General features: G+C 43.8%; 20 protein-coding genes. 9 read left to right on the forward strand and 11 right to left on the reverse strand.

Annotated elements, in window-relative coordinates; genetic code table 11:
- Positions 1-31 precede the first annotated feature (31 nt).
- Together LEP1GSC050_RS14030 and LEP1GSC050_RS14035 are read right to left on the reverse strand one after the other, a co-directional pair.
- Positions 32-1,249, reverse strand: a complete 1,218-nt coding sequence (locus LEP1GSC050_RS14030) for a cytochrome c peroxidase (RefSeq protein WP_010571839.1) — start codon at positions 1,247-1,249, stop codon at positions 32-34.
- Positions 1,250-1,260: 11 nt separating this feature from the next.
- Entirely contained in the window at positions 1,261-2,469 is a 1,209-nt protein-coding gene (locus LEP1GSC050_RS14035; protein ID WP_010571840.1) for an LIC_12337 family protein, read from the reverse strand.
- Between the two features lie 719 nt (positions 2,470-3,188).
- Between LEP1GSC050_RS14035 and LEP1GSC050_RS14040 the strand changes: the two genes are divergently transcribed.
- The gene (locus tag LEP1GSC050_RS14040) at positions 3,189-3,605 is read left to right on the forward strand and encodes an MAPEG family protein (RefSeq protein WP_010571841.1); all 417 of its coding nucleotides are present in this window, start codon (positions 3,189-3,191) and stop codon (positions 3,603-3,605) included.
- 8 nt (positions 3,606-3,613) lie between these two features.
- Here the strand turns inward: LEP1GSC050_RS14040 and LEP1GSC050_RS14045 are convergent, their stop codons facing one another.
- A complete protein-coding gene (locus LEP1GSC050_RS14045; protein WP_020987206.1) occupies positions 3,614-4,390 on the reverse strand; it encodes a class II glutamine amidotransferase in 777 nt (258 codons plus the stop codon).
- 128 nt (positions 4,391-4,518) lie between these two features.
- On the opposite strand from LEP1GSC050_RS14045, the gene LEP1GSC050_RS14050 reads away from it, so the two are divergent.
- Both LEP1GSC050_RS14050 and polA read left to right on the forward strand, forming a co-directional pair.
- Positions 4,519-5,652: a glycosyltransferase gene (locus tag LEP1GSC050_RS14050; protein WP_040911724.1), complete on the forward strand. Its 1,134-nt coding sequence runs from the start codon at positions 4,519-4,521 to the stop codon at positions 5,650-5,652.
- Complete coding sequence (gene polA, locus LEP1GSC050_RS14055) at positions 5,649-8,390, forward strand: DNA polymerase I (protein WP_010571844.1); 2,742 nt, start codon at positions 5,649-5,651, stop codon at positions 8,388-8,390. The genes LEP1GSC050_RS14050 and polA overlap by 4 nt, the downstream gene beginning before the upstream one ends.
- Before the next feature lie 134 nt (positions 8,391-8,524).
- Here polA and LEP1GSC050_RS14060 read toward each other — a convergent pair whose 3' ends face one another.
- Entirely contained in the window at positions 8,525-9,370 is an 846-nt protein-coding gene (locus LEP1GSC050_RS14060; RefSeq protein WP_010571845.1) for a DUF4097 family beta strand repeat-containing protein, read from the reverse strand.
- Positions 9,371-9,504: 134 nt separating this feature from the next.
- Here LEP1GSC050_RS14060 and LEP1GSC050_RS14065 point away from each other — a divergent pair, with 134 nt between their 5' ends.
- On the forward strand, positions 9,505-9,987 hold the full coding sequence (locus LEP1GSC050_RS14065) for a MarR family winged helix-turn-helix transcriptional regulator (protein ID WP_010571846.1): 483 nt from the start codon (positions 9,505-9,507) through the stop codon (positions 9,985-9,987).
- A 71-nt stretch (positions 9,988-10,058) separates the two neighbouring features.
- Complete coding sequence (locus tag LEP1GSC050_RS14070) at positions 10,059-11,159, forward strand: alkene reductase (RefSeq protein ID WP_020987463.1); 1,101 nt, start codon at positions 10,059-10,061, stop codon at positions 11,157-11,159.
- 116 nt (positions 11,160-11,275) lie between these two features.
- Here LEP1GSC050_RS14070 and LEP1GSC050_RS14075 read toward each other — a convergent pair whose 3' ends face one another.
- From LEP1GSC050_RS14075 to LEP1GSC050_RS14090, 3 genes are all read right to left on the reverse strand, one after another.
- Complete coding sequence (locus LEP1GSC050_RS14075) at positions 11,276-12,355, reverse strand: SH3 domain-containing protein (RefSeq protein WP_010571848.1); 1,080 nt, start codon at positions 12,353-12,355, stop codon at positions 11,276-11,278.
- A gap of 206 nt (positions 12,356-12,561) precedes the next feature.
- Positions 12,562-13,086, reverse strand: coding sequence for an LIC10415 family protein (locus LEP1GSC050_RS14080; RefSeq protein ID WP_010571849.1), 525 nt, complete (start codon positions 13,084-13,086; stop codon positions 12,562-12,564).
- 397 nt (positions 13,087-13,483) lie between these two features.
- Complete coding sequence (locus tag LEP1GSC050_RS14090) at positions 13,484-14,641, reverse strand: LptF/LptG family permease (RefSeq protein ID WP_010571851.1); 1,158 nt, start codon at positions 14,639-14,641, stop codon at positions 13,484-13,486.
- 180 nt (positions 14,642-14,821) lie between these two features.
- Between LEP1GSC050_RS14090 and LEP1GSC050_RS14100 the strand changes: the two genes are divergently transcribed.
- Both LEP1GSC050_RS14100 and LEP1GSC050_RS14105 read left to right on the forward strand, forming a co-directional pair.
- Positions 14,822-15,295 carry a HEAT repeat domain-containing protein gene (locus LEP1GSC050_RS14100; protein ID WP_010571853.1) on the forward strand — a complete coding sequence of 158 codons (474 nt, stop codon included), beginning with the start codon at positions 14,822-14,824 and terminating at the stop codon, positions 15,293-15,295.
- A 12-nt stretch (positions 15,296-15,307) separates the two neighbouring features.
- Positions 15,308-16,069, forward strand: a complete 762-nt coding sequence (locus LEP1GSC050_RS14105) for a HesA/MoeB/ThiF family protein (protein WP_010571854.1) — start codon at positions 15,308-15,310, stop codon at positions 16,067-16,069.
- 47 nt (positions 16,070-16,116) lie between these two features.
- Here the strand turns inward: LEP1GSC050_RS14105 and LEP1GSC050_RS14110 are convergent, their stop codons facing one another.
- The 3 genes from LEP1GSC050_RS14110 to LEP1GSC050_RS14120 all read right to left on the reverse strand — a co-directional run bounded on the left by LEP1GSC050_RS14110 (position 16,117) and on the right by LEP1GSC050_RS14120 (position 20,642).
- On the reverse strand, positions 16,117-17,454 hold the full coding sequence (locus tag LEP1GSC050_RS14110) for a cell envelope integrity protein TolA (protein ID WP_010571855.1): 1,338 nt from the start codon (positions 17,452-17,454) through the stop codon (positions 16,117-16,119).
- Positions 17,455-17,684: 230 nt separating this feature from the next.
- On the reverse strand, positions 17,685-18,743 hold the full coding sequence (lpxK, locus tag LEP1GSC050_RS14115) for a tetraacyldisaccharide 4'-kinase (RefSeq protein WP_010571856.1): 1,059 nt from the start codon (positions 18,741-18,743) through the stop codon (positions 17,685-17,687).
- Positions 18,744-18,758: 15 nt separating this feature from the next.
- Positions 18,759-20,642 carry an ABC transporter ATP-binding protein gene (locus LEP1GSC050_RS14120; RefSeq protein WP_010571857.1) on the reverse strand — a complete coding sequence of 628 codons (1,884 nt, stop codon included), beginning with the start codon at positions 20,640-20,642 and terminating at the stop codon, positions 18,759-18,761.
- 9 nt (positions 20,643-20,651) lie between these two features.
- On the opposite strand from LEP1GSC050_RS14120, the gene LEP1GSC050_RS14125 reads away from it, so the two are divergent.
- On the forward strand, positions 20,652-22,121 hold the full coding sequence (locus LEP1GSC050_RS14125) for an ABC transporter substrate-binding protein (protein WP_010571858.1): 1,470 nt from the start codon (positions 20,652-20,654) through the stop codon (positions 22,119-22,121).
- Here the strand turns inward: LEP1GSC050_RS14125 and LEP1GSC050_RS14130 are convergent.
- Positions 22,093-24,480 carry a transglycosylase domain-containing protein gene (locus tag LEP1GSC050_RS14130; protein ID WP_010571859.1) on the reverse strand — a complete coding sequence of 796 codons (2,388 nt, stop codon included), beginning with the start codon at positions 24,478-24,480 and terminating at the stop codon, positions 22,093-22,095. The genes LEP1GSC050_RS14125 and LEP1GSC050_RS14130 overlap by 29 nt on opposite strands.
- 101 nt (positions 24,481-24,581) lie before the next feature.
- On the opposite strand from LEP1GSC050_RS14130, the gene LEP1GSC050_RS14135 reads away from it, so the two are divergent.
- Positions 24,582-25,430, forward strand: coding sequence for a class I SAM-dependent methyltransferase (locus LEP1GSC050_RS14135; RefSeq protein ID WP_020987724.1), 849 nt, complete (start codon positions 24,582-24,584; stop codon positions 25,428-25,430).
- The last annotated feature ends 3 nt before the right edge of the window (positions 25,431-25,433 follow it).

Raw genomic sequence — 25,433 nt, forward strand, 5'->3', positions numbered from 1 at the left:
TCGAACGTCGTAATTTAAGTTAGATAGGTAATTATCGTCGGTAAGTCGGAATGGTTCGACAATAGTCCGGTTGAATCGGCATCGGTCGATTCGGATCGCTTAGTCGAGGGTCTGTCAGATAACAATCATCAGTAAGAGACTTTAAAAATTCAATCAAATCGGTTTTTTGCGTCTCGGTTAAATCGAGACGGCGTATTCGAGGATCTTTGTGGGGATTCTTTCTGCCGTCTCCCGCAAACGGACCTGTAATAATATTCCTTCCTCCCGCATTGAAAACTTCTATCACTTCCCTAAGAGTTTTGAGACTTCCGTCATGCATATACGGAGCCGTAACTGCGACATTTCTTAGGGACGGGGTTCTAAATTTTCCTCGATCCGTTTCTTTACCTGACGTTTGAGAGATACCTTGAGTCTGTAATGCGGCGGCGGGTCCATGCAAAGCCTGATCGGGATAGTCTCCTTTGTTCCGAACATTGTACAAGCCTATATTCTGAAAGCTAAGAATACCGACTGCATCATCCAGATTTAAATTCTTTCCTCCATGACAATGATGGCAGCCGCCGATTTCGGATTCGAAGATCTGCTTCCCTCGGATTGCTGAGGAGGTCATCGCGTTTCTATCGAACGGAGATTGATCCGAAATCATAGTGACTTCGAATGCCGCGATTGCGCGAGCAATATGAATCACATCGATCGTATTTTCTCCGAACGCTTCCAGAAACATGGAAACGTATTTTGGATCCGACTGCAAACGAGCCGCGATGACGTGTTCGATTCCGCTGATCGCGAACTCTTCGATGGTCGTTGCAGTATTCTCGGAAAAAAATGGAACGAGAGTCTGATTGTCTAACCGTTTCAAAGTCGGATTCGACCAAGTGTATGGAGAAAAGTATCCTACATTTGCGATCGCAATCGAATTGCGGGGATGAACTCTGCCTGTGGACCCGATCGCGCGAGTAAGGCCGTCTGAAAAACCTAAATTTTGTTTGTGACAGCTCGCACAAGATTGGTTTTTTCCTTTCGAAAGATTTACGTCATAAAAGAGAAATCTACCCAGCTTGACGGTTTCCGGAGTCACACAGACATCGGGGGGATGTGGAGGAGCCGAAGCCGATTCTGCTAACCCATAGTTATAATCGGAGCAAAATCCCCTCTCTTCAGCAAAGGTCCGTATTTTAGAGCAGGAAAAAAATAAAAACGCGAGCAGAAATATGCCCGCGCCCGTAAATACTCGAGATAATTTAGACATTCTTTATGTAGTTAAAATGGAACCGTTTCGGCGGAAGGATGGAGACTCATCGAGCTTCCCATACCGGTATCGATCGTGGCCTTCTGAGTATCGTCGTAAGTTCCGGTACCGTTTGGTGCCGTACCGAGTTTATTAAAGAGCGTCTGCACTCCGGGATAACCGCCGCCGCTAGAAGGTTCCGGATATCCTGTCGGAATCGTTCCGGAAGTCAGGTTATCCATAATAAATCCCCCCCCATTAAAGATTCCGAACTTCAAAACGTCAAAACCGCAAATAGTCCCGTTCGTTGTCATGCTATTGATGGCGACACCTGAAAGAGCCGTGGTTTCAAAATTGCTAACCGTCTTTTGACCGTAAGCGAGGGCGTAGTAATGGTTATTGGTTCCGCAAACGGTAGTCATTGAGACGGTTCTTGCGGCGATTCTTACGCAGATCCCGGTCACCATTCCTCCACCTTGCAATCCGAGTGTCATCTCTTCTAAAATCACTCGACCTCTATCGGAAGTAGTCGCTGCCTTCGTTCCCGAAAGCCAGAATGGAGCCGCCCAAGAATAGGTTTGCCTGCGACTCGGAGAAGCCCCGTATATATAACTTTCCACCAGCAAATTCGGATTATCGGAAAGAGTAGAATTTAGGACTCCTATGCGATAGGTCAATAAGACGCCGTTCGTAGTATTCGGAGTATTTACATCATCAAAAAGTAATTCTAGAGCATCTAATCCGTCGCTCGCTCTCCAAATTTTAAATCGATTCGAGAAATTCTTCGTACCGGTATAAGCGGAAGAGGAAATATTTTGGCAGGAAGTGCCGCAAGCGGCTCCAGTTTGCAATTTTATTTTGAATGGAACTCCATTCAGGTTGGTGGTGGATTGAAAACTCCCAGAGTTGTTCAAGACCCCAGTTTTTTTTAGGGCCACAATGATCTGATCCGCCAGCGTCGAATTTCCATTCGCCCATGTCGCGGATTGCCGCACGGCTTCCCAGTCTGACGCGGTAGTCGCTTCTACTTTTCCGGGTCCATCGAGTACGATCTTCCAGGAAGATTGCGAAGTTGCAAAATGCGGTTCTCCCGTGGCCATCGTTTTCAATACCGCGTCCAATTTTTCCAAGTCCGGAATGTTTATCACGATTCCGGAAGATTGATTTTGCCTGGTTAAATGGACTGAAAAACCGAGAGTAAAAAAGATAACGGCAAGAGCTGTAATGATTTTAATTTTCATAGGATTCTCGCGATTACTTCGTAACTCCGGGTGGAATACAAATCACAAGCCCGGATTGATTCTGACAAGTGTTACTATTCAATATAGCGGCTAAAAGCAGAAACATTGCATTTTGATTGTTATCGCTCTTGTGCATTAGATTACACGCGGATAGGAACAGAAGCATCCCTATAATTAGGTAACTTAAACGACGGCGCATGGCGTTTACCTCATGAGTTTTATTCGTTTCCGATTAAACATTTCGCTTACGTTGAATCACAATTAAAGTTTCGAATGAGATAGTCATCTTACATTTCGAACCTTTAATGACTTTTTGGCCTACTGATTGGTGAACTTTCAGAGGCGCCGATTCCGAATGTAAGGAAGCTACGATATTTAAAGCGATCTTTCCCGATTGTCAAACGCATCTTTGATTCTACCTTCATTTTTGTTAACCGACAGGAAAGTTATTTTTGCCTAATTTTTCGCAGAATGATGTCACTTTATTTCGGATTCGGATTCTGAACCGAGCTTGATCTTTCGACCAATAGACTCTTTTCTAAATCGCATTCAGAAATATCATACGCGGATCTCAAAATAGAGGGACTCGCTTTTTTTAGATGGAAAGAAAAAATATCTAATTCTCGCCAAGATTGATTTCAGGATGACGGTATTGTATCGGACGTTACAATTGCCTTTTCCCGGATCGCTGGAGATATTAGGTAAGAGGCGTAAGTGCTATGCAAAATCATCTAATTCTATTTCCGGTGGGAGCCTTAGGCTTTCTTACTTTTTTCGTAGTTTTACTCATTCCTATCCGACGGTTTAAGGCGGCCTTTTCAGGAAAGGTCACTGCCGAAGATTTTAAATACGGAGAGTCCAAGCGAGTTCCTCCTTGGGTGTCGATTCCGAACCGGAATTATATGAATTTATTGGAGGCGCCGATGCTATTTTACGTGATTTGCACGATTCTGTACGTTGCGAATTCCGTAAATCTTACGAATCTTGTTTTGGCCTGGGTCTATGTAATCTTACGAATCTTACATAGTTTTGTTCACTTAACGTTTAATCATATTTTTTGTCGTTTGGGTCTGTTTGCAGCGAGTAATTTCGTATTAGCTGCGATGTGGGCCATATTTTTCTTCACATTCCTATAATATAAAATTTAGGATTTGTGATAAAATAAGCGACCTTCTTTCCAGATTTGGAATTCTCCCGCCTTCAAATGATGCCAGGTTTCGTCTTTCGTGAGAGGTTGGGTCGCGAGTACGGTAACAATATCTTTCGGAGTGGTATGTTTTCGAAAATCGACCGTCATGTCTGAATCTATTAGGCGGGCTTTACCGAACGGCGCGCGGCGAGTGATGTAAGTGAGTTTCGTGGAACAAAACGCGAATAGATATTTCGAATCCGACAATAAGACGTTTGAAACACCTTTCTTTCCTAATATGGAAAGTAGCTTTTCGATTTCTAGAGCGAGTTGTTTTTCATCTCTCGGCCTATCTTTGAATTTTCTTTTTAATTGGGAAAGTAGCCAGCAGAATCCGTGTTCGCTATCAGTTGTTCCGACAGGTATAAATTCCTCTAACGGTTCCTTTTTTATTCCTTTTAATTGTCCGTTATGTGCAAAAGTCCAATAGTTTCCCCAAAGTTCTCTCGTGAATGGATGCGTGTTCTTTAACTCGACTTTTCCTCGATTGGCTTTTCGGATATGCGAAATTACGATATTGCTTTTGATCGGATATTTTTGAAGCAATTCGGCTACCTTAGAACCCGCGCTCGGATTCGGATCGTGAAATAGTCGGCAACCTTTTCCTTCATAGAACGCGATTCCCCATCCATCCTTATGCGGTCCTGTTTTCCCGCCTCTTTGGATCAAACCAGTAAAGCTAAAGCAAATATCAGTCGGAATATTCGCACTCATTCCCAAGAGCTCACACATTTTCTGCTACTCCGCTATAGTGAATATATAATCGTTAAAACAGAATGACTTTGTCCAGGATTTTTTAGGGATTGAATGCAATGTATAACTCCTTGCAGAATTCGGGGTTAGAACCCAAGGTAGATCGCGTGATCCTACATATCGATACTGAGACGGGTTGGAGGGGAGGAGAAAGGCAGCTTTTTCTTCTCGCCGAAGGTCTAAAAAAGCGTAAAATTCAGCAACTCATTCTTTGCCGCCCAGGGTCGGCATTGGAAACAAAGGCGAATGAAGCAGGACTTCCTACTGTCACTCTTCCGTTAAAAAGCGAGTGGGACTTTGCTTCCGTAACCGCTCTTCGCGATTTGGTTAGGGCAAAAGGAGTTCGAATTATTCATGCTCATACTGCAAAAGCCCATTCTATCGCTTGGATGGCAAAGGCAAAACTCCCGCAAGTACGTTTGATAGTTTCGCGTCGGGTCGATTTTAAGATTAGAAGAAACTGGTTTAGTAGACGTAAATACGTTTCTCCCCGCGTGGACATGTTTCTTTCTGTCTCCAATAAAATTCGCGATGTATTGATTCAGGGAGGCGTTGACCCGGCAAAAATCGTCACGGTCTATAGCGGTATCGAATTAAATCTCGCTTCGAGGAAACATTCGAACGCCGCCTTTCTTAGAAAGGAATTCCATTTACAAAAAGACGAATTGGTGATCGGCAATATCGCCGCTCTAGTCGATCACAAAGATCAAAGAACGCTTTTGAATGCGATAGCGTTAATCGAAACGGAACAAAAATTTAAGGTATTTATCGTCGGTGAAGGCGCTCTTCGAAAAGAGCTAGAAGATTTAGCGAGACAGAAAGGTTTGCTTGACCGGGTCGTATTTACCGGTTTTCGCGAAGATATCCCGGAGTTCCTTTCGTTATTCGATATTTTTACTCTCACGTCCAAGGAAGAAGGATTGGGGACGTCAATTTTAGACGCGATGGCCGCGGGACTTCCTATTGTCGCAACCAATGGAGGAGGCATTTCGGAAATGCTGACCCCTGAAAAAGGCGCATTCGTCGCACAGGTGGGTGACGCGGAATTTTTAGCCAAATCATATAAGACTCTACTTGAGGATTCCAGATTGCGAAAAACGTTCGGGGCCTTTAATAAGGAATTCGTTAAAAAGTTTTCGATTAAGAATACCGTTAGGCGTACCGAGCTTGCGTATTATAGTTTTCTCGGCGAAGATTTATATTCCAATCCTGGAAAAGGAAAATCGGGAGAGGCTGCATGAAGAGATTACTGATTATTGACGGACACGCGTTTGCGTTTCGAGCGTACTATGCTTTTGCAGCGACTCATCTTACCAATTCCAAAACCGGTCAACCCAGCGGAGCGGTTTTCGGTTTTTTTAGAATGCTGTTCAAGCTTTTCGAAGATTATACGCCGACTCATGTTGCCATGACTTTCGACCCGGGGGGGCCCTTGGAAAGGGGAACGACTTTTGCCGATTATAAGGCCAATCGTAAACCGATGCCGGAGGATTTGCGTCCTCAATTGCATGAAATCATGGATACTCTCGAAAAACTGGGCTTTAAGGTTTTGAGAGTTCAGGGGCACGAAGCGGACGACGTGATCGGAACTTTGACGGAAACCTATAAATCGAAGGCAAAGGAGATCCTGATTTTCTCCGGAGATAAGGATCTTTATCAACTATTAGAAAAAAAGAATATTAAGATGCTCCGGGGTAAGAAGGGCGTTACCGAATTCGTGGAAATCGATTCTTCCTGGGTAAAAGATGAATTGGGTGTGGACGTGAAGCAAATTCCCGATTACATGGGAATCGTGGGAGACACTTCGGATAATATTCCCGGGGTAAAAGGAATCGGAGATAAAGGCGCATCCAAACTTCTTCAAGAATACAAAAATCTAGAAGGCATTTATAAGAACATAGAGGAGATTCGAAACGGTTCCGTAAAAACGAAATTATTGGAACACAAGCAAAACGCCTTTCTTTCCAGGGATTTAGCCACCATCAAAAGGGATTTGGATTTGGGAATCGGCGAAGATCAGTTAAAAATTCCTGAATATAATTCCGACGAAGCGATCCGGTACTTAAAATCCCAAGGTTATAATGTACTCTCTCGGGATTTGGCCAAGGCTGCCGGAAAAGAACCGCCGGCCGATGAACCCGATACTTCGGAGGGTAAGACGGCAGGAAAGAAAGGAATTTATAAACGAATCGAAAGTATCGAGGAACTTTCCAAGATCGCGAGGGCCTGGAAAAAATCCCCGATTTTGGCCGTAGATACCGAAACGACTTCCCAAAATCCTTTCGATGCGGAATTACTGGGGATCTCAGTATCGAATCAAGAAGGGACGGGATTTTATATTCCCGTCACTCATTCCCAGGGCTTATTCAACGATCAGCTCTTGGAATTGGAAAAGGTTCGCGAAATTCTCGGACCCGTTTTATCCGACCCGTCCATCCCTAAAGTCGGGCAGAATATTAAGTACGATCTGATCGTTTTGGAAAACCACGGTTTCGAAGTCGGGAATATCGTCTTTGATACGATGCTCGCATCCTATATCTTGCAACCGGAGTCGCGTCACCATAATATGGACGACTTAGCCAAGGAGTTACTGAACTATCAAACCATTCATTATTCGGATCTGGTAGGCACGGGAAAAAATAAGAAGAATCTTTGGGAAGTGGAATTGGAAAAGGTTTCGGAATATGCTTCCGAAGACGCCGACATTACTTTAAGATTATATAATTCGTTACGCAAGCCCGTCAAGGACTCCGGTATGGAATCGGTATACAAAGAGATCGATCTTCCCCTGATTCGAGTTCTTGCGGACATGGAAAAAGCAGGGATCGCGATCGATACGGAATATTTCGCCGAACTTTCCAAGGATTTTCAAAGAGAAGTCAAAGACCTGGTTCGGCATATCCACAAATATGCGGGCCGTGAATTTAATATCGCCTCGACGAAAGAATTACAGAAGGTTCTGTTCGAAGATCTGAAATTGAAGGTGATCAAAAAAACGCAAACAGGCTATTCTACGGATCACGAAGTTTTGGAAGAGCTTCTAGGGGAACATCCGATTATAGAAAAACTTTTGGATTATCGAAAATATACCAAGTTAATTTCCACGTACGTCGAAACTCTTCCGACTATGGTATCCGCCAAAGACGGGCGGATTCATACCAATTACAATATGACGATTGCCGCAACCGGAAGGCTATCTTCCACAGATCCTAATCTTCAGAATATACCCATTCGAGAAAAGGAAGGTCGTTTGATTCGTAAGGGATTTATCAGCGGGCATAAGGATTTTGAGCTATTAAGTTTGGATTATTCTCAAATTGAGTTGAGGATCATGGCTCACGTTTCAGGCGACCCAGCAATGGTGGACGCATATAAGAAAGGAATCGACATTCATAAGCGGACTGCATCAGCCTTGTACGGCGTTTCCGAAACCGATGTCACACCGGAGATGAGGGATAAAGCTAAGGTAGTTAATTTTTCCGTAATATACGGCGTTACTCCGTACGGTTTAAGTAGAAATTTAAGGGTTCCGAGAGACGAAGCCAAAGGCTTTATCGAAAGATATTTAACTCAATATCCGGGTGTTCAAAAATACATGGATGAAACGATCGCCTTTTGCGAACAGAAGGGTTATGTGGAGACCTTGAAAGGACGTCGTCGTCCCGTGCCGGACATTAATTCCACCAACAGAATGTCGAAAGAAGCGGCACGCCGCGTCGCCATTAACACGCCGATCCAAGGCACTTGCGCTGATATGATTAAGATAGCGATGATGCATATCCATAAGCGAATTGCGGATCAGAGTTGGAAGTCCAAACTGCTCCTTCAAGTTCACGACGAATTGGTATTCGAAGTTCATAAGAAAGAAAAGGACGAATTCTTAAAGAGCGCAAAGGAATTAATGGAGAATGCGCTTCCTTTAACCGTTCCCATTAAGGTCTCCGGCAAATTCGGAGCCAATTGGGAAGAGGCGCACTAGGCGAATCCCCAAAAAAGTTAAACGACGCAGCTCGGTACGACCGAAGAGTTTCCGTCAAGATCGCTCCGAATCTCGTTTTACTTGAAACAACAGATTAGGCATTTCCGCGCGAACTTCGGGGCTTTCAATCTTCCTTAGGCGCTTGCACATAATGTTTCTCCAAACGAGCTATGCGAAGTCGAAGTGATATGGATTTCCTCTTTGGAATGAGCATGTAGCCTAGAAGGGTTCGAGCCGATTGCTCTCGCTTTCAGATGATTTCCCTGTTCTATTATCCTAAAATTAGGAAGATCGCTTCGAATTCTGTCTTTAGGCGCATTCGCAAGCAGCATGCAACCGCTGGACGGGAATAGATTGGTTAAGCGAAGCGGACCTCCGGTGGTGAAATAATTCTCCGAGCCCGGCGTCAAAGTAATCTCGCTAGCATTTAGGGAATATTCCGAAGCGAGTCTGAATCTTCCTAATCCATTCAGTAAAGTCAATGTTCCCGAGGGAGACGCAAGGCAATGATCGCCGATCAATTCGCTTGCGAGTATATCGCCCTTGGCCGTAGACGCGGTCGTCTGACCTTCCACCTTGCTCATAACGATATCTCCTTTGGAAGAGCTTAAGATAAACTTCCCCGAGGCGTTTTCTAAGCGCATATCTCCTTCCGTACTGGAAGCAGTAACGGATGAAAATCGACCTTTCAGACGAATCGGAGCGGATCGACCGACTATCTTTACGTCCAATCCTGAAGGTATTTTCACTTGGAACCGGATCGTTCCGGTCGCAGGAAGAAAACCGGGAGAGATTGCGATAATCTTAAGAGTATTTCCTTTTCTCGCGAGTCGATATCGGATCTCTCCTTGGATCTCTGCCAGAAATTCGGGAGAAGTTTCGCCTGCTATCACGAATACGTCTCCGCCGTAACCTAGAATTTCCACCTTCGTAATTCCTTCCATATCAAGAGGATATTGTTCTAAAATTCGACGATTCATACGGTTTCTCCTGTGGAAAAAATGGATTTGATCGGTCTTGACTCTTTTGCCGATGTTCTAATTCTAACCCTCAGAGGTCAAAAATCTTAGTAGAAAAAATACTTAGCTACTAAGATAATTACTGTCTAAGGTATATGGCGGATTCATCAAGTAAAAAACTCTCCCGGAAGGAAATTTTAGAATCGGTAATGATGGCCATTCGCGAGATGAGTGCGCTTTCGGTCATCATCAGTCAAACAGTTGCAGAAAAGGTAGGAATCAACAGCACAGATATGGAATGCGGGGATTTCCTGCATATGTATGGTCCGATGACCGCCGGAAAATTGGCCGAATTGAGTGGACTTACGACCGGGGCGATTACCGGGGTAATCGATCGGCTGGAAAAAGCGAATGTCGCGAAGCGGGAACCGGATCCTTCCGACAGAAGAAAGGTATTAGTAGTTCCCTGTTACAAAAGGGTTAAAGAATTCGAGTCACACTACGCTTCTTTAGGAAAATCGGCGAGTGAAGCTCTGGAGCGCTATTCCACTGAGCAATTAAATACGTTCTTGTCCATTAGTCGGGACATGATCTCCATCTCGCAAACGGAAATTAAGCATATGCGAGAAGTGGAATAATTTCGCTTCTCTCCGAATTTCTTTCTCAAAAAATACTTTATTATTAAAGTTTTTAGGTCTAACCATTAATTATGAGTACACATCGACTTTTTACACCTTATAAACTTGGAACGATCGAATTGAAAAATCGAATCGTAATGAGCCCAATGACTCGGTCCCGAGCGATTGAAAATATTCCCAATGATCTAATGGCGGAATATTATTCGCAAAGAGCCGGGGCAGGACTAATCATCACCGAAGGTACATCTCCTTCCGCCAACGGCCTCGGATACGCTCGAATACCCGGAATTTTTTCGGAAGAGCAAGTTACGGGTTGGAAAAAAGTTACTGATGCCGTTCACAAAAAGGGCGGTCGCATTTTTGTACAAATTATGCATACCGGTCGCGTCGGACATCCGGTGAATCTTCCGGCAGGCGCCGAACTTATCGGGGTTTCCGCAATCGGAGTGAAGGGGACTGTTTGGACGGATAGCGAAGGAAACAAGGAATACGGAGTTCCTCGCGAAATGAACCAATCCGATATTCAAAAAACGATTCAGGAATACGTAAAGTCTTCCGAGAACGCGATTCGTGCGGGTTTTGATGGAGTCGAATTGCACGGCGCTAACGGTTATCTAATCGATCAGTTCTTAAATCCTGCCTCTAATCATCGTACGGACGAATACGGCGGCTCTGCCGCCAATAGAAATCGCTTCGCCATAGAAGTTGCGACGGCTGTAGCTAAGGCTATCGGGGCTGACAAAGTCGGAATTCGTATTTCACCGTACGGAGTATTCAACGATATGCAAAGCTTTGACGGTCTTGAAGGCCAGTACGAAGAATTGGCAAAAGCATTAGGCAAGATTGCTTTGGCTTACGTTCATATCGTCGATCATTCCTCGATGGGCGCTCCTAAACCGGAACCCTCTACCGTTCGGAAGATCAGGGAGGCCTACAAAGCAGGAAACACTACCGGAACTTTCATTCTTTCAGGTGGATATGACTTAGCTCGTAGCGAAACGGATTTAACGAGTGGAGCCGGTGATTTGATCGCATTCGGAAGACCGTATATTTCCAATCCGGATTTAGCGGATCGTTTAGAGAAAGGACTTTCTTTGTCAGAACCCGACTCGGCGACCTTTTATACTCCAGGAGAAAAAGGCTACACCGACTATGCTTACGTAGCTAATTAAACCTGATGCCTCTCCTTCGAATCATCTAATTGATTTGAAGGAGAACTCTCTCCTCTTCAAGATTCTAATCGAGGATTTTAGAAAAAAGGAATGTTCTAATTGGTTCGATTTGGAACTTAACACGCATCCCCTGCGCCCCTAAGAATAAGTTGCAACGTTCCATTCCGAAGCTCGTAAAGACTTTTGATAGAAGAGTCGTAACCTATATCGGTAAAAATGAGCACCGGAACCGGATCTTCTTCCCGATAAACCACGCCTACAAGATGAAAATAACCGCCGTAAGTTCCGAGTTCCTGGGAAAGTTTATCCGATTTTTCGTATGCGATCAATACTCGATCGGTTCCCGATTTTCTAGCGAGTAAGTATAAATATCTTCGTTCGGCTATTCCTTCCGAGAATGCGATTCTACCGGAGATAAAGGTTTCTTTTTTAGAAGTTTTAAATTCGTACACTTCCTGAATTTTGGATCGAAGCCATTGGGTTTCGGGATAACCCCGCGCTTTCCAAGTGGTTTCGGCTAAGGATCGGAAGAGTTCATAATCCGCGTCCGCCTGCGAAAGTTCATGGAGTGGGATCGAATTGAGAGCCATATCCGCGGAATGAACGAGGTAAGAAATTTTCGAATCCAGAAGAGCCGTAGGTTTGACTTTTATAGCGGGCAGCTGTTGGCATCCGTACGTAGTCGGATTTGTAGCGGCAAATCCGGGTCCTTTATTTCCCGCAATTAGAGCCACCGACGGCAAATTCCCTTCAACGCCGCTTCGGAATTTATAATCAAATTCGTATTCGTCCTTTGCAGCCTGCCAACCGTTTTTACTAAAGAATGCGAGTGGGACAAAAACCGGTAACTCTTTCGGGTCATAACCCGACCATACCAGGCCGATCAGTTTATACGAATCCAAAGTTTCCGGTGGAGTCGAACCTAAATACTTTCTGGAAACAAAGCCTGTTCGTCCATCGTCCAATTTTACTTTCGCCCAATCTTGGGAGGATGTATCGGATAGAAGTCTTACTTTTGCGCCTTTATTGAGAGTAAATAGAACTTTTCCGGACTCAGGCGATTCTCTCACGTTTAAAACGCCTGAAGTGATCAGGACATAGCGGACTCCATCGGCTTCCCCTCCTACGATTGGAAAGGCGAGGCAGATTAAAATCGCTAAGATAGCCTTCGTGATATATTGTCTCACTTGGGACAAAGAATCGAAACCAATCGAATCCGCCGCAAATCTTTTTCTAGGTTAATATCCGTTTAATCCTATTTAGATGGACTCCATCTACGCGCACCCAGGTTAACTATTTAAGCCTATAAGCGAAGCGGAGGGATTCGGTTTGGATCTTGAAAAAAGGAAGACATGCCCGGCAAAAAGCCGGGCTTTAAAAAGCGAAGGATTCGGGAGAAATACTAGTCCTGAATCAATCTCTCGATCGTTTTCTCGGAAAGCTGTTTCATCCGGACATCTTTTGCGGAAAGATCCTCTACGGATTTCCGGAAATTCTCCGGGCTCTTCAGCATACCCAACGATAGAACGTTTTCGGATTCAACCTCGAATTTTCGAATCTTATCAGTCAGTTCGTCCTTATTTTTTAGAACCTTATCTTTGACTGCATTCAGGTCGAGGTCCGGATTTTCCACAAGTTCCCGAAAGAGAGGAGTCTCTCCAAAAAGAATATGTATCAGATCTTCTTTCGGAGTGTTTCCTTCATCCAGGATGCCGAGTTTCATCTGTTCCCGAGAAAGTTCTTGCTGTAGACCGGTTAGGGTTTCTTGAACTTTTAGGTAACGCGAAGTCAGGCTACTGGAAAACTCTGTTTTATCCGCTGTGTTCTGGGTTTCCGAGGGCGTACCGGTCCTTCCTGGAACGGAAGATCTCTTGTCGCGGAGAAGCTTCTCAGCAGAAGAGACCAGATTTGTTAGCTGAACGTCCATGTTCTTTACCCTCCTTTCGGTTCTGCCGGGACTTGCAGGGAGGAATTCGGATCATCTTCCGACTCTTCTCTCCTCCATGCCTTTATGTCTCATCAATGCGGCTTCCCCACAGGCTTATCTGTACTCAGTATCGGTAAAACCTTTTCCAACCAATGAATTTTTTTTGTTAAAGAATCAATTTTTGAAAAAAAAATCCGAACAGGATGAATCCAGTATGATCGTAAAAAAGGGATTCAAAGTGGTTCAAACGTTTTTTCCTCTAACTTCCTACGGTTTCTGAGCCTTGGAATCGGGTGAATTAGAGGAAATTCGTTTCGAGCTATAGGTAAACGGAGGTAAGAAAGGGTTTAATTTCTCGCTCAAAACTACGGACGTATCCTGATCTGTCCTAGCAAAATTAAATTCTCATTCTTCGATAGATTCCATAGAGAACGCTTAAGAAGATCGCAGGCGTGACCCAAACTGCAAACCATGCCGGGATAACCCCGTTTTCACCTACCGATGTGAACGCGGAACTCATTACGAAATAGACGAGTATCACGATTAAGGTGACTCCCAGCGAGGCGACTCCGGCGACCCGTTTCGTAAAAAATCCGGCAACGCATCCGACTAATGTAACGATAACCGCAAGAAAGGGACTAGCAAAAAGGGAATGCTCTTCTATATTTACGTCGCCGTATCCGATTCCTTTTCGAACGCGATTATCCTTTTCTTCCGAAAGTTCGAATATGTTCATTTCCTTAACGGAACCTTTAGGAACTTTAAAATATTCGGGTTTTTCAGGGAGATAATATTCTTTCTCCGGGAACCGCTCGAAAGATGTCACCTTTAAATCGTCGTCGAACCTAGTCTCTTCCACTTCCGTTAATTTCCATATATCCATCTGCGGATTATATTTAGCTTTTAAGGAAGAAAGTACGTATTCCGGAATTTGATCTCGGGTCAGCTTAACGTAATTAAAACCCCCCTTGATTTCGTCTTTGACCGGATCGTAGAAATAAATATAATAAAAGCCTTCCTTACCCTTGAAATGGAATTGGTAGACCATGTTGGTTAATGTTCCGGTTCCCTCGGTAATCATCTTCTGCTCTTCCTTTGCGAGCTTATTCATGGGTCTCACCATGAATTGCGTCCCCAGGAAAACGATGAGCCAAAGCAGAAATCCGAATGCTACGATCGGGGCAACGATCCTATGAAAGGAAACTCCCGCAGACATCATTGCTACGATTTCCTTATTGGCCGAAAATTGGCCGATCGTAAACGAAACCGCAAACAATACGGACATATTGATCGAATAGCTTGCGATGATTTCTGGCAGGCTATATGCAAGATATAACCAAATATGAAATTTAGGGGCCTTAGTCCCGGAGAAATCTTTTAGATTGGTGTTGACCATATTCAAAAAAATCAACGCGGTAATCATAATACAGGTCCCGCCGAACGTTTTGAAAAACTCGGAAAAGACGTATCTATCTAAAATTCTAGGCGGGAAGAACTCTTCCTTCAGTTTGAACAGAAGTTCTCTAAGTTGAAGTTTAGGAATCTTTAGTTCCATATCTCGGGAATTCCATCTTTAATCATGCGAGAGAATCTTTCGACACCTTTTGTACGTTTCGGTTTTGCCCAAGAACCCTGAATCGACCTTTTTCCCGTCTCAGGTTTGTAAGAAGAGTATTTAATTTCGGTTGACGATATGCCTAAGGACGAGAAGATTCTCGGGTTACAGGAGGAATCCATGAAAATCCGTATTCTCGCCATTGCCGCTACTTTTACTTTCGTTTTTGCTTCATCTCTTTTTGCCGAAAAATCGACTGAAGAGCATATTAAGGCACTTTCCAGCGGCTCCGACCAAGAAAAGATCGAGTCGGCACTTTATCTTGGTAGCAAGAAAGAAAAAACCGCTATACCCGAACTTATCAATCTCCTGAACCGCACGAACGACGCTAAGGTCGCAGTCCCGGCCGCTATCGCTCTGGGAGAGATCGCTGAACCAGGCGATGCAACCATTGCTCTAAAAAACAAGATTATCAGCTCTGAAAACGGCGATATCGTCTACACAGCGCTTGCCGGTCTTCTGAATATCACTACTAAAAATGAAAAAGCGGAAGATGCAACTAAGGAAGCTCTGGAATTTGCCGACAAAAATCGCCGTTCGGACGAATTCGTCGCAGACATCCTGAACGTGATTAATAAAAAGCTAAAGCGTTAAGAATCCTTTCGGTTGCTAAGTCCGGAAGAACTCAGCCGCTATTCTCGGAACATCCTGCTCGACGAAGTTCGAAGAGTAGGACAAGAGAAACTTAAATCTTCTAAAGTATGTATCGTCGGAGCCGGGGGTCTTGGATCTCCGGCTTTGCTATATCTGACCGCTTCGGGGGTCGGAAATATTAAGATCTTCGATTCCGATACGATCGATACTACCAATCTTCAAAGGCAAATTATCTATCACCATTCCGATATCGGTCGATCGAAGGCGGAAACCGGTCGGCAACATGCGCAAGAATTGAATCCTTATATAAGAATTCAGGGTGAAACGATTCGTCTGACTGCAGAGAATGCGGAAGAATCGCTTTCAGGATTCGATTTGGTTTTGGAAGGATCGGATAATTTCGATACCAAGTTCTTAATTAACGATACTTGTGTTCGTCTAAAAATTCCGCTTATAACTGCCGGTGTATTACGATTTGAAGGGATGGTTATGGGAATTCGACCGAATCAAGACGCCTGCTTTCGATGTGTCTACGAAACCGCACCTCCTGCGGAGGCCGTTCCTTCCTGCTCTGAGGCGGGAGTAATCGGGAGCGTTGCAGGAATCATCGGCAGTATACAATCCACCGAAGCCGTAAAATTTTTATTAGGTTTTCATAATGTTGGAGAAGACGGATTATTCGGACATATGATTCAAGTCGAAACCAAAACGATGCAATTCAGGAAAATCCCTCTGCTTCGTAGACCGGATTGTTCTAGCTGCGGCCGCACTTAAAGGCTTATAGCAGAAAGTCTAAAACTGTCCCTTCGCTTGCCTCCCGATTATTTTTTGAAGTCAAGAGAGTATCCGACTCCGAAAAATATCGCCGAAGTAGTACTCGCACCTGCATATCCTTGAGTGATAGAGTTTACAAGAATTTCCTGTAAGAGCAGTTGGTCGGGCGGTGCAGGATTGTTTTGGGTAATTTCCACTTGAGTGCTTTTGAGAGCATACTGTATTCTGGTGGATTGAAAACCCGCCCAAAATCGAATTCCGTATTTCCATTTGTATATCAATTTTCCTGAAATTGAAGAACCCTTTGCGGACCACTCGTTCAGGAGTCGAAACGAGTCAAAAGAGGAATAAGTATTGGAACTAGGGCCCGAGATCGTAGAGTAGTTATTAAAATTTCCTTGAGAATCTCCCTTTAACGAATAAGATTGAATTTCCATTCTTGTTTCCCACTTCTCTCCAAGCTTGGTGTCAAATGCGATTCCGAACGAAGGACCATGAAGATGATCCGCGACAATCATATCCCTTTTTTCAGTTAAATTGTTGGTTCCTGAAATGGCGGGTGAAAACGCATATGTGGAGGTATCGGAAGACTTTTGCCAGACGCTTTGATAACCTAGGATCGGCCTTACGTCATATTTCGGATGAGGATAGACGCTGTATGAAATCTGCGCGTATATTTGTTTGTAGCTTTCAGGAAACGTACCTTGTGCTACAAGAGGTTGGTTTGGCGAACTCGGACCCGCAGTATTTACCATACCGGGAGATGTCTGCGAAACCGTGTTTTGAAAACTAACCCCTCCGGCCTCCAGTACGAGACGATTCAATGAATAGCGTATAGACACGTTAAGAGGAGCTTTCCCTTTTGTTTGGGGAGATCCGAATATAGGGCCCTTCCCGTTATTAGTTAAAGCGACGAAGTTCGAAAATTTTTCGTAATAATCTAAAGTTTGATAGTGATAAGATCCTTGCCCAAAACCCGTATAAAATTCCAAACTGTGGCGCTTTGAGTCGTCGATTTCTTTCTGTCGCTTCGCCTTTTTCTCTTCCAGCAGAGCGTTTCGCTTGGCGTCTTCAGCGAGCTTTGCGGCATTTTCCTCCTCAAGCTTACGTGCTGCCTCCAGTTCTTCCGGAGAAGGACCGACTTTTTCCTCCTGCTTGGGAGGGGGGGCATCCCTGAAACTAATTCTAAGAATCGATGTTTTAATAATTTCTACCACGTTTCCATCCGGTAGCTTAAGCTGAATGGCAGTCGCAGTATGATTGATTATTTCTCCTTTCAAAACTTTTCCGTTGCGGAGAAAGACTGATTGCTGTTCTGCAATTATGAACGTGCAAGGAAAAAGCAAACATAAGCAAATCGCTACCTTTGAGCAGAATATTTTCATACGAAGTTTTGTAAGTATAGATCATGAATTTAAGCTAAAACAATCGTTTTCTTGTGCATGCTCGTATGCATAAGTGGAAAGATGAAATTTACTTTGGCGATATGTGGAAATTTTTTGACAAAAATAAGGAAAATTATTTCTACAATGCACATCCTATAATTGCTGTAGCAATTGTTATAGAGGCTACATAAATCACTATTTTCGGAGTATACTTCCCGTTTTGGAAAGATTTATATATTCATTTTTTTTAAACTATCAATTTTGCTCATCAATAACGATTCGTTTTCTATTTTTGTATCCAAATTGAGATAGAGCCAACGAGGATCCTTTTTTGTTTCAAAAAAAGGAGTAAGCTTCACCGCATCCTTTTCGGTGCATATTAAGAAATCTTTCCCCTTTGCCTTTCTTGATAATTCTTCAATGTCCTTCCTCGAATAAGGGTAATGGTCCGGAAAGCGAATCGGACTTACAAGCGCACCGCTCTTCCTTAAGGATTCAAAGAAAGGCTCGGGATTTCCGATGCCGGAGAACGCGAGTACTGCTTTATTATGAAGAATGGAATTAGGTTTTCGCTCTTCCTGATTAGAGTTTCCGATCGTACTGAACCCGTTAGGAATGAACGAGAATTTTAGAATTTCCTTGGGGAGATACTTTCTGTACCATTCTTCCAAATCATTCCGAAGCCGGTCTTCGTACTTGGATGCGACTAAAAAATCCGCCCTATTTACCGAAGAATACGGTTCTCTCAATAAGCCGGCCGGCAGTAAAAACCGATCCGTTCGAATTTTTGTACAGTCCAGCAGTACTAGTTCTAGATCGCGAACGATTCGGTGATGTTGAAATCCATCATCTAAAATCACAAAAACCTTTTGGTCATCGGTAAGCTGGAGTTCTTTACGATACAAATCGTAGGAAGAAATTCGATTCTTTCCCGTATAGACCTCGGCGAAAGGCAGGTTTTGCTTTAAGAGAAGCGGTTCGTCTCCGACTTCCTGGGACGGGGAATTTAATGTAACCCGTTGACTCTCGGATTTTGAGCCGCCGTATCCTCTGCTTAAGATCACCGACGGAATTTTCGGATAAACAAGATGTAGGAGTTTTACAAGATGTAAAGTAAAGGGGGTTTTTCCCGTGCCGCCGGTACTAAAATTTCCTATGCTTATTACGATGGCGTTCCGCAATTTTTGCGGTTTCTTACGCTTACGATCTAAGAGGAATAATAAGCGATAAACGAAGCTAAGCAGGTAAAGTATCGGAAAACAAATAAACCTGAGAACGGTAAGAAACATTTCGATTCTTTGTTTTTAAACCGGCGACTCTGCGAATTGCATTTCGTAGAGTTTTTTATATTTTCCGTCCGTTTGCATCAATTCGGAGTGACTTCCGGATTCGACGATGCATCCGTTTTCCATAGCAAATATGGTATCGGCGATTTGTACTGTCGATAAACGGTGAGCGATTATTACGACGGTCCTGTTTTTATATAGCGATTCCAAAGCTTGTTGAACGACTCTTTCCGATTCCGTATCCAGGGCCGAAGTGGCTTCGTCTAAAATTAGAATTTCAGGATTATTTAATAAAGCCCTGGCAATCGATATTCTTTGCCTCTGTCCGCCGGAAAGCATGACTCCCCGTTCGCCGACGGTTGTTTCGAATCCGTCTTCAAAAGAAAGGATGAACTCGGTCGCGAAGGCTAGATCGGCCGCCCCTCTTAATTTTTCTTCCGTAACGTTAGAGCTTCCGTAACATATATTCTCTCGAATACTTCCGTTAAAGAGAAATACTTGTTGGTTTACGATGGAGATTTTCTTACGTAACGTCGCTAAATCCAATTTTCTTAAGTCGATACCGTCCCAACTAATCGTTCCTTCCGTCGGATCGATTAATCGAGGAATTAAATCCACGATCGTGGATTTTCCTGCACCCGAGGCCCCCACGAGGGCGATCGTTGCTCCTCTAGGAATTACCAAATCTAAGTTGGATAAAGCGGGATTTTTTGCACCCGGGTAGGAATAACTAACGTTTTCGAATTTGAATTCTTTCGCCAGACGTTTAGGTATAATCGGATTCTTTGGTTGTTGAATATCGGTTTCGCTATCGAGTAGGTCGAAGACTCTTTCTCCGGCAGCTACCGCACTTTGAATCGAGTTGGAAAGCATTCCCATTTGTTTAAAGGGTCGTGTTAGGAAAACTAAGGTAAGAAAGAATACCATAAACTTTCCGAGTGAAAAATCCTCCTCCTCCATTAGATAGGCTCCAAAACTCAGGAAAATAACGGCAACTATGGAACTGGATAGCTCGACAAGAGAGGGACCGATCTGATGATAAAAATGTCCTTTAAACGTTTTCTCGGATAAATCTTTGTTAATGTCCCAAAATCTAGAAGCTTCCGTCTTCTCCATGGAGAAGGCTCGAATAACGCGGATGCCGGAAATGACCTCCTGCAAGTGCCCGTTTAAGGAGGATAATCTTTCCTGCTGATTTCTCGTCGCGCGTCGAATCCGATCGGCAAACGCAGAGACCGGTCCCATTACTAACGGAACGACTACGATTACCGCTAAGAACATTTTCCAGCTTAAAAAAAGTAAGAAAGCAAGGTGGGTAACGATATAGAAGAAATCGGTAATCGCATCTTTTAGATCCGAACTAATCAGTTTTGCGAGAACCTCGACATCGTTGATGATTCGGCTCATGAAGATACCGGTCTTTTCCTGTACAAATTGATTGAGTGGGAGTTCCTGGGCTTTGGAATATAGCTCTTCTCGGAGATCTCGAACGGCTAAATATCCCGCGGAATTGATACAATATACGGCTCCGGCTAGAAAGACCAATTTTGCAACGTAAACGGGAAAAATGATCCAGCAAAATAATAGTACCAGCTGATCTTTCGATAGGGAGTGCAGATAGTCGTTGGTTTTAACTTTGGCCGAAGCCAGATATTCTTCGATCTGATCTAAACCGGTCAGACTTTCTCCGGAGGATTTTCGTTCTAATAACAGTTTATCCTTTTTGGTTAGAGAGATCTCGAATTCGGTTTTGCCTCCTTTTCCGATTGCATCGAAAATGGGGATGATACTAGTCAGGGAAGCCCCGTTCAGAATCGAAACGAGGAAAGATAGGACAATACCGGTCAGTAATCTGTATTTGTACTTGAAGGAATACCCCAAGAGGCGTCTATAGACGTTCATAGGTCCGGAATGTTTTTTCCTCCTCAACCCTTTTCCCTAGCTTTCCTTGTTTTGTCCCTTCTTTTTTACGATTGCGGAAAAGGCATAGATAGGCAGGACGAACTTATATTCTCATTGCCGTCGGATCCCATTTCTTTGGATCCGATTCGATCTACGGACTTATCCTCTCGAATCATTCTAAAGTATCTGTATCCAAACTTATTTTCCTTCGACCGGTTGGGAAAAATTACGCCAGCTCTGGCAAAATCCTATCGAGTCTTACCGAGTTCTTCGGGCGACACTCGTATTCTTGAGATAACGATTCACCCTAGAAAAGCGGCGGATGGAAAATCGATCGATGCGAACGTCGTACTCGCTTCCCTAAATCGCTTGCGAAATACTCCCGGACCTAGACGAAGTGCGTATTCCTTTTTAATGGGGGGAACGATAAAGAATTCGCGTACGGTGAGTTTATTTTTCAAAGGAGGTTTGAGGGAGGCACTCGAGAAACTTGCGCTTTCGCAAGCTGCGATTTATTGCGGTCCTCCTGAGAAAGGATGCGGCGACTTTTCCTTAAAAGAATGGAAACGAAATAATTTTTTACGCTTAGCCGCAAATGAAAATCGAACCACGGCGATTGCGCCGGAACTTTTATTCAGAATTCTTCCTCAAGCGACTACCGGGATCTTTCTATATACGAAAGGTCAACTCGACTTAATGCGTCTTCCGAATTTCTTGCTCAGAAACGGAAACGTCAAAGAAGATTCGATCTTGGTTCGAAAGGGTGGGGGAGTTCAATATGTTGCAATTAACGGAAAAGAACCTTGCTTTGATCGAAATTTTAGGAAAGCCGTAAATTACGCGATCGATAAGAGAATGATTTTGAAAGTCCTATTGGAAGGAAAGGGAGAAGTTTCGATCGGTCCGTTTCCGCAATCGATCGCTAAAGAATTTCTCGGCTCGGAAATTGAAGAGTTATATCCTTATAATATTCAAAAAGCTAAATATTTTTTGGAAAAGTCCACCTGCTATCCTGAAATTTTGGAGAAAGAGCTTGATTTTCGGATGCGTGGAGACGAGGAAAATCAAGCAAACGGCTCGGCGCTTGTGCGTTATCTTCGCGATATCGGGTTGAAAGTAAAAATTCATCCGATGGAAAAAGCGCCCTTATACAAGGAAAACGGGGACGGAAAAGGAGACCTGACTCTTCTTTTCTGGTATGCGGACCTGCCGGGAGCTTGGAATTTTATAGATCCTCTTTTTGCAGGTGATCGCTTCGGAAACGGCGGAAACCGGTCCTTTTATTTCAACAAAGAAATGGAGGGTTTATTAACCGAAGTGAGACAGTCGGACACGATGAATCTTACAAGCTTCGACAGGAAGGCACTGGAGATAGTTGGCGAAGATGCGCCTTGGATTTTTCTCTGGTCTCCCTATGAACTTTATCTGACCGGGGATCGTATTCAAAAACTTACGGATCGTCCGTCCGATCTTCCTTAGCTTCGGGCATTTCCAACTCTACGGAATCTTCACCCGATAAAGCTTCGTTCGAATGACCGCCGGTAATTTCTTCGCTTTCTTTTATCGGAATTGCCGCAGTCGACGCAGGCTGATCCCCTATATAGAAATATTGTCCGTACAACGGGTGACGACAATCGCTTTCTCCCGCGAGTAAACCGCCTGTATCGGCGCAAATATCCACCTTCACAAAATCACCGTTAAACGGCGGAATTAGAGTTTCGCCGAAACCGATCGTACGAGCTACATAAGAAACGTACTTATACCAAACCGAACCACTGATACCGGAGCCGGATCCGGGAAAGGGAGCGCCGGCATCGTTTCCGATCCAAACAGTCGTGACTAAGTTCGGATTTACTCCTGCAAACCATGCATCTCGAACACCCTTACGATTTCCCCAACGCTTTCTTGCTTCCTTGGGAGATTGAACCGTACCCGTTTTTCCTCCCATTGGAAACCGATCTTCTCCCTTAAGGCCGATTTTCATCGTTCCTTCCTCCGAAACGACCGCTTCCAATAAATTCAAAACCATTGCGCAAGCGACGGGATCGAGTATCTGTTCGGCCTCGTTTGAATTCACAGGGGGGATAGAAAAAAGTTCGGAGCCTTCATAATCGGTTATCCGTAATATCTCGATCGGCTTCACTTTTTTGCCCAGGTTGGCGATGGTTGCGTAAATGGTGGCGAGTTCTTTGGGTGAAAGTTCCCCCGAGCCCAAAGCGAGAGACAAATTCGGTTGAAAACGTTTGTCTAATTCGGATTTGTCTAAGCTTAGAATTTTTCCAAGAGTGTCCAAAAAAGTTCCCACACCGACTTCGTTTAATAATTTTACTGCAACTGTGTTCACCGATTGGGCGAAAGCCACTCTCGCCTGCATTTCTCCTCTGTATCCGGCATACCAATTTTTCGGAGAGTAGCCTCTTATCTTGATTTCTTCGTCCTTTACGACGGACGTGGGAGTGATAACTCTTTTTTCAAATGCAAGAAGATATACTAAAGCCTTGATTACCGAGCCTGGCTGCCGAACCGCATAGACTGCGCGATTCATTCTAAAGATGTTCGATATTTTATAACTACCGACCAAAGCTTCGACATAACCGTTGGACGGGTTGATGGAAATTAAACTTCCGTTCATATTCTCCACGATTTTCTTTTGTATCGCGACTTCTTCGTTTTTGCCGGATTTTAAATATGCGGCCTTTTCATCGGAGAGTTTTTTCCGAACTCCTTCGATTCCTTCTCGCAGGGCTTTTTCGGCGGCTTCCTGTTTATCGTAGTCCAACGTCGTATAGACGTTTAACCCTCTGGTTTCAAGATCCATTTCCGAAAAATTTTCTATCACAAACTGACGAACGCTAAAATTGAAATCGGGGGCAAGATTTATATTAAAGTCTTTGTCGAAGCCGTATTTGCCGATTTCGGAAATTACGGTTAGCTTATCCTCATCCTCTTTCGTTTCTTCCACTTTATAGAAAGTTTTAAATTTTCTAATATTTGAATCTATTTTTCGTTCGAAATCCTTTTCAATTGCGTTCGGATTGGGGTGTAAGGATTTATTTTCCGCCATTAAAAACATTACCATACGTTGACGCTTAAATGCTATTCTTGGATTTCTAACGGCATTATAGTTGGAAGGTGCAGGAATCGTTCCGACTAGGAGCGCCGCCTCTGCTGGCGTGAGTTCACGCGCGGGTTTGTTAAAATAGTACCTTGATGCTTCCTCGACTCCGGTATTTCCCTCTCCCAAAAATATTCGATTTAAATACATTGCGAGAATCGTTTTTTTATCGAAGCGATTCTCTAGATAGAATGTACAATAAAATTCTGTGAGCTTATTGAATACATTTCTAGCTCCCAGATCCAAAGTAAGTTTAGCCAACTGCTGAGTGATGGTCGAGCCGCCTTGCTTGCGGAAGGTAGTCAAATTTACGATGATCGCCCGTATCAAAGACGTATAATTGACGCCTCCATGATCGTAAAAATCCTGGTCTTCCGAACTCAAAAGGGCCCATATTATGTTTCCATGATTATTAAGATTGTCGGTTCGGATCGGTTTAAATTTTCTACGGGAAAATTCCCCGATCAGTTTACCGTTTTTATCCAGAATTCGAATCGGTTTACTTTGATTCGGATCGTATACGTTGGAGACTTCCTTCTGGAACGTTTCCAAGTTACGAATCACGTCGTCTTGCTTGGTCAACCAGACAACGTAAGAACCTCCGATCAAAAATGCGGCGACAATGAGCCCAATGACGGTTCCGTATTTTAGGATGGATTTCCAATTCTCTTTTGCGGAATGTAATAAAGAGGAAATTGTCCGGAATATGCGTTCTTTGTTCATGGTGGGTCTGTGGTAGTTTCCGTTATGTTGAAACAAAGGGAAAGTCCTTTTTTCGGTAGAAACCTCTCCTTAAAAAGCTTTGCTTACTATCCGGAATCAACATGCTTCGACATGGTATGAGTTTATTCTTTCGCAGGAAAGTCGATGCGGCTCCAAGTACGTTGACTCATCTTTATTTGAACGGCTTAGGCGGAACCTCTTGGGCAAATCTAGGATACTGGAAGGACACTACGGATTATCCGACGGCATGCTTAGATTTGGCGCTTCTAATCGGAGAGAAGGCCAAACTTTCTTCTTCCGATCTTCTCCTAGATTTAGGATTCGGTTGCGGAGATCAGCTTCTCGTTTGGAATCGGAAATTTTGCGTTTTGCCGGAACGTATAACTGCGATTAATTCATCTACCGAACAATTTCAGTTTGCTCAGAGAATGCTCGAGTCGAGAAATCTTACGGTGGATCTTCGTCTCGAGAGTATCGAATTCCTAAATAGAATTCCCGCCGCTAGCTACGATAAGATAGTTTGTTTGGATAGCGCTTATTTCTTCCCAAATCGAAAGCGCTTTATGGAAGAAGCGTTTCGAATTCTCAGATCGAACGGAATTTTTGCTTCTGCGGAAATTATCCTAAACGGAGAAACGTTAAATTGGTGGAACGATGCAATTCGTAAAATCGTTTGTTCAATGGCAGGAATTCCTTCTTCAAACAGGATGACTATGGTGACTTTGAAGGATCTGTATTTTTCGATCGGTTTTCAGGAAGAATCATTCGAGTACATCGATGAGTTCGTTTTTAACGGGTTCGCGGAATTTATTCGAAAGAATGTACATTCGGAAAATTCTAGATTTCCTAGGCAAGTCGTTAAACGATATAACGACTTTGCCGACTTTCTCAGCTCGGATCGAAGACGAAAGTTTTTCCGATATGCGATCTATAGTTTGAAAAAGCGGTAGAGA

It is taken from the genome of Leptospira broomii serovar Hurstbridge str. 5399, from assembly GCF_000243715.2.
In the GTDB taxonomy this organism is placed as follows: domain Bacteria; phylum Spirochaetota; class Leptospiria; order Leptospirales; family Leptospiraceae; genus Leptospira_B; species Leptospira_B broomii.

Bases quoted from the DNA above. Each gene is read 5' to 3' on its own strand.
- LEP1GSC050_RS14125 (WP_010571858.1), top strand. From the start codon at position 20,652: ATGTTTTTTCCTCCTCAACCCTTTTCCCTAGCTTTCCTTGTTTTGTCC.
- LEP1GSC050_RS14030 (WP_010571839.1), bottom strand. From the start codon at position 1,249: ATGTCTAAATTATCTCGAGTATTTACGGGCGCGGGCATATTTCTGCTC.
- LEP1GSC050_RS14135 (WP_020987724.1), top strand. From the start codon at position 24,582: ATGCTTCGACATGGTATGAGTTTATTCTTTCGCAGGAAAGTCGATGCG.
- LEP1GSC050_RS14080 (WP_010571849.1), bottom strand. From the start codon at position 13,086: ATGGACGTTCAGCTAACAAATCTGGTCTCTTCTGCTGAGAAGCTTCTC.
- polA (WP_010571844.1), top strand. From the start codon at position 5,649: ATGAAGAGATTACTGATTATTGACGGACACGCGTTTGCGTTTCGAGCG.
- LEP1GSC050_RS14070 (WP_020987463.1), top strand. From the start codon at position 10,059: ATGAGTACACATCGACTTTTTACACCTTATAAACTTGGAACGATCGAA.
- LEP1GSC050_RS14065 (WP_010571846.1), top strand. From the start codon at position 9,505: ATGGCGGATTCATCAAGTAAAAAACTCTCCCGGAAGGAAATTTTAGAA.
- lpxK (WP_010571856.1), bottom strand. From the start codon at position 18,743: ATGTTTCTTACCGTTCTCAGGTTTATTTGTTTTCCGATACTTTACCTG.
- LEP1GSC050_RS14110 (WP_010571855.1), bottom strand. From the start codon at position 17,454: ATGAAAATATTCTGCTCAAAGGTAGCGATTTGCTTATGTTTGCTTTTT.
- LEP1GSC050_RS14035 (WP_010571840.1), bottom strand. From the start codon at position 2,469: ATGAAAATTAAAATCATTACAGCTCTTGCCGTTATCTTTTTTACTCTC.
- LEP1GSC050_RS14130 (WP_010571859.1), bottom strand. From the start codon at position 24,480: ATGAACAAAGAACGCATATTCCGGACAATTTCCTCTTTATTACATTCC.
- LEP1GSC050_RS14045 (WP_020987206.1), bottom strand. From the start codon at position 4,390: ATGTGTGAGCTCTTGGGAATGAGTGCGAATATTCCGACTGATATTTGC.
- LEP1GSC050_RS14060 (WP_010571845.1), bottom strand. From the start codon at position 9,370: ATGAATCGTCGAATTTTAGAACAATATCCTCTTGATATGGAAGGAATT.
- LEP1GSC050_RS14090 (WP_010571851.1), bottom strand. From the start codon at position 14,641: ATGGAACTAAAGATTCCTAAACTTCAACTTAGAGAACTTCTGTTCAAA.
- LEP1GSC050_RS14100 (WP_010571853.1), top strand. From the start codon at position 14,822: ATGAAAATCCGTATTCTCGCCATTGCCGCTACTTTTACTTTCGTTTTT.
- LEP1GSC050_RS14040 (WP_010571841.1), top strand. From the start codon at position 3,189: ATGCAAAATCATCTAATTCTATTTCCGGTGGGAGCCTTAGGCTTTCTT.
- LEP1GSC050_RS14120 (WP_010571857.1), bottom strand. From the start codon at position 20,642: ATGAACGTCTATAGACGCCTCTTGGGGTATTCCTTCAAGTACAAATAC.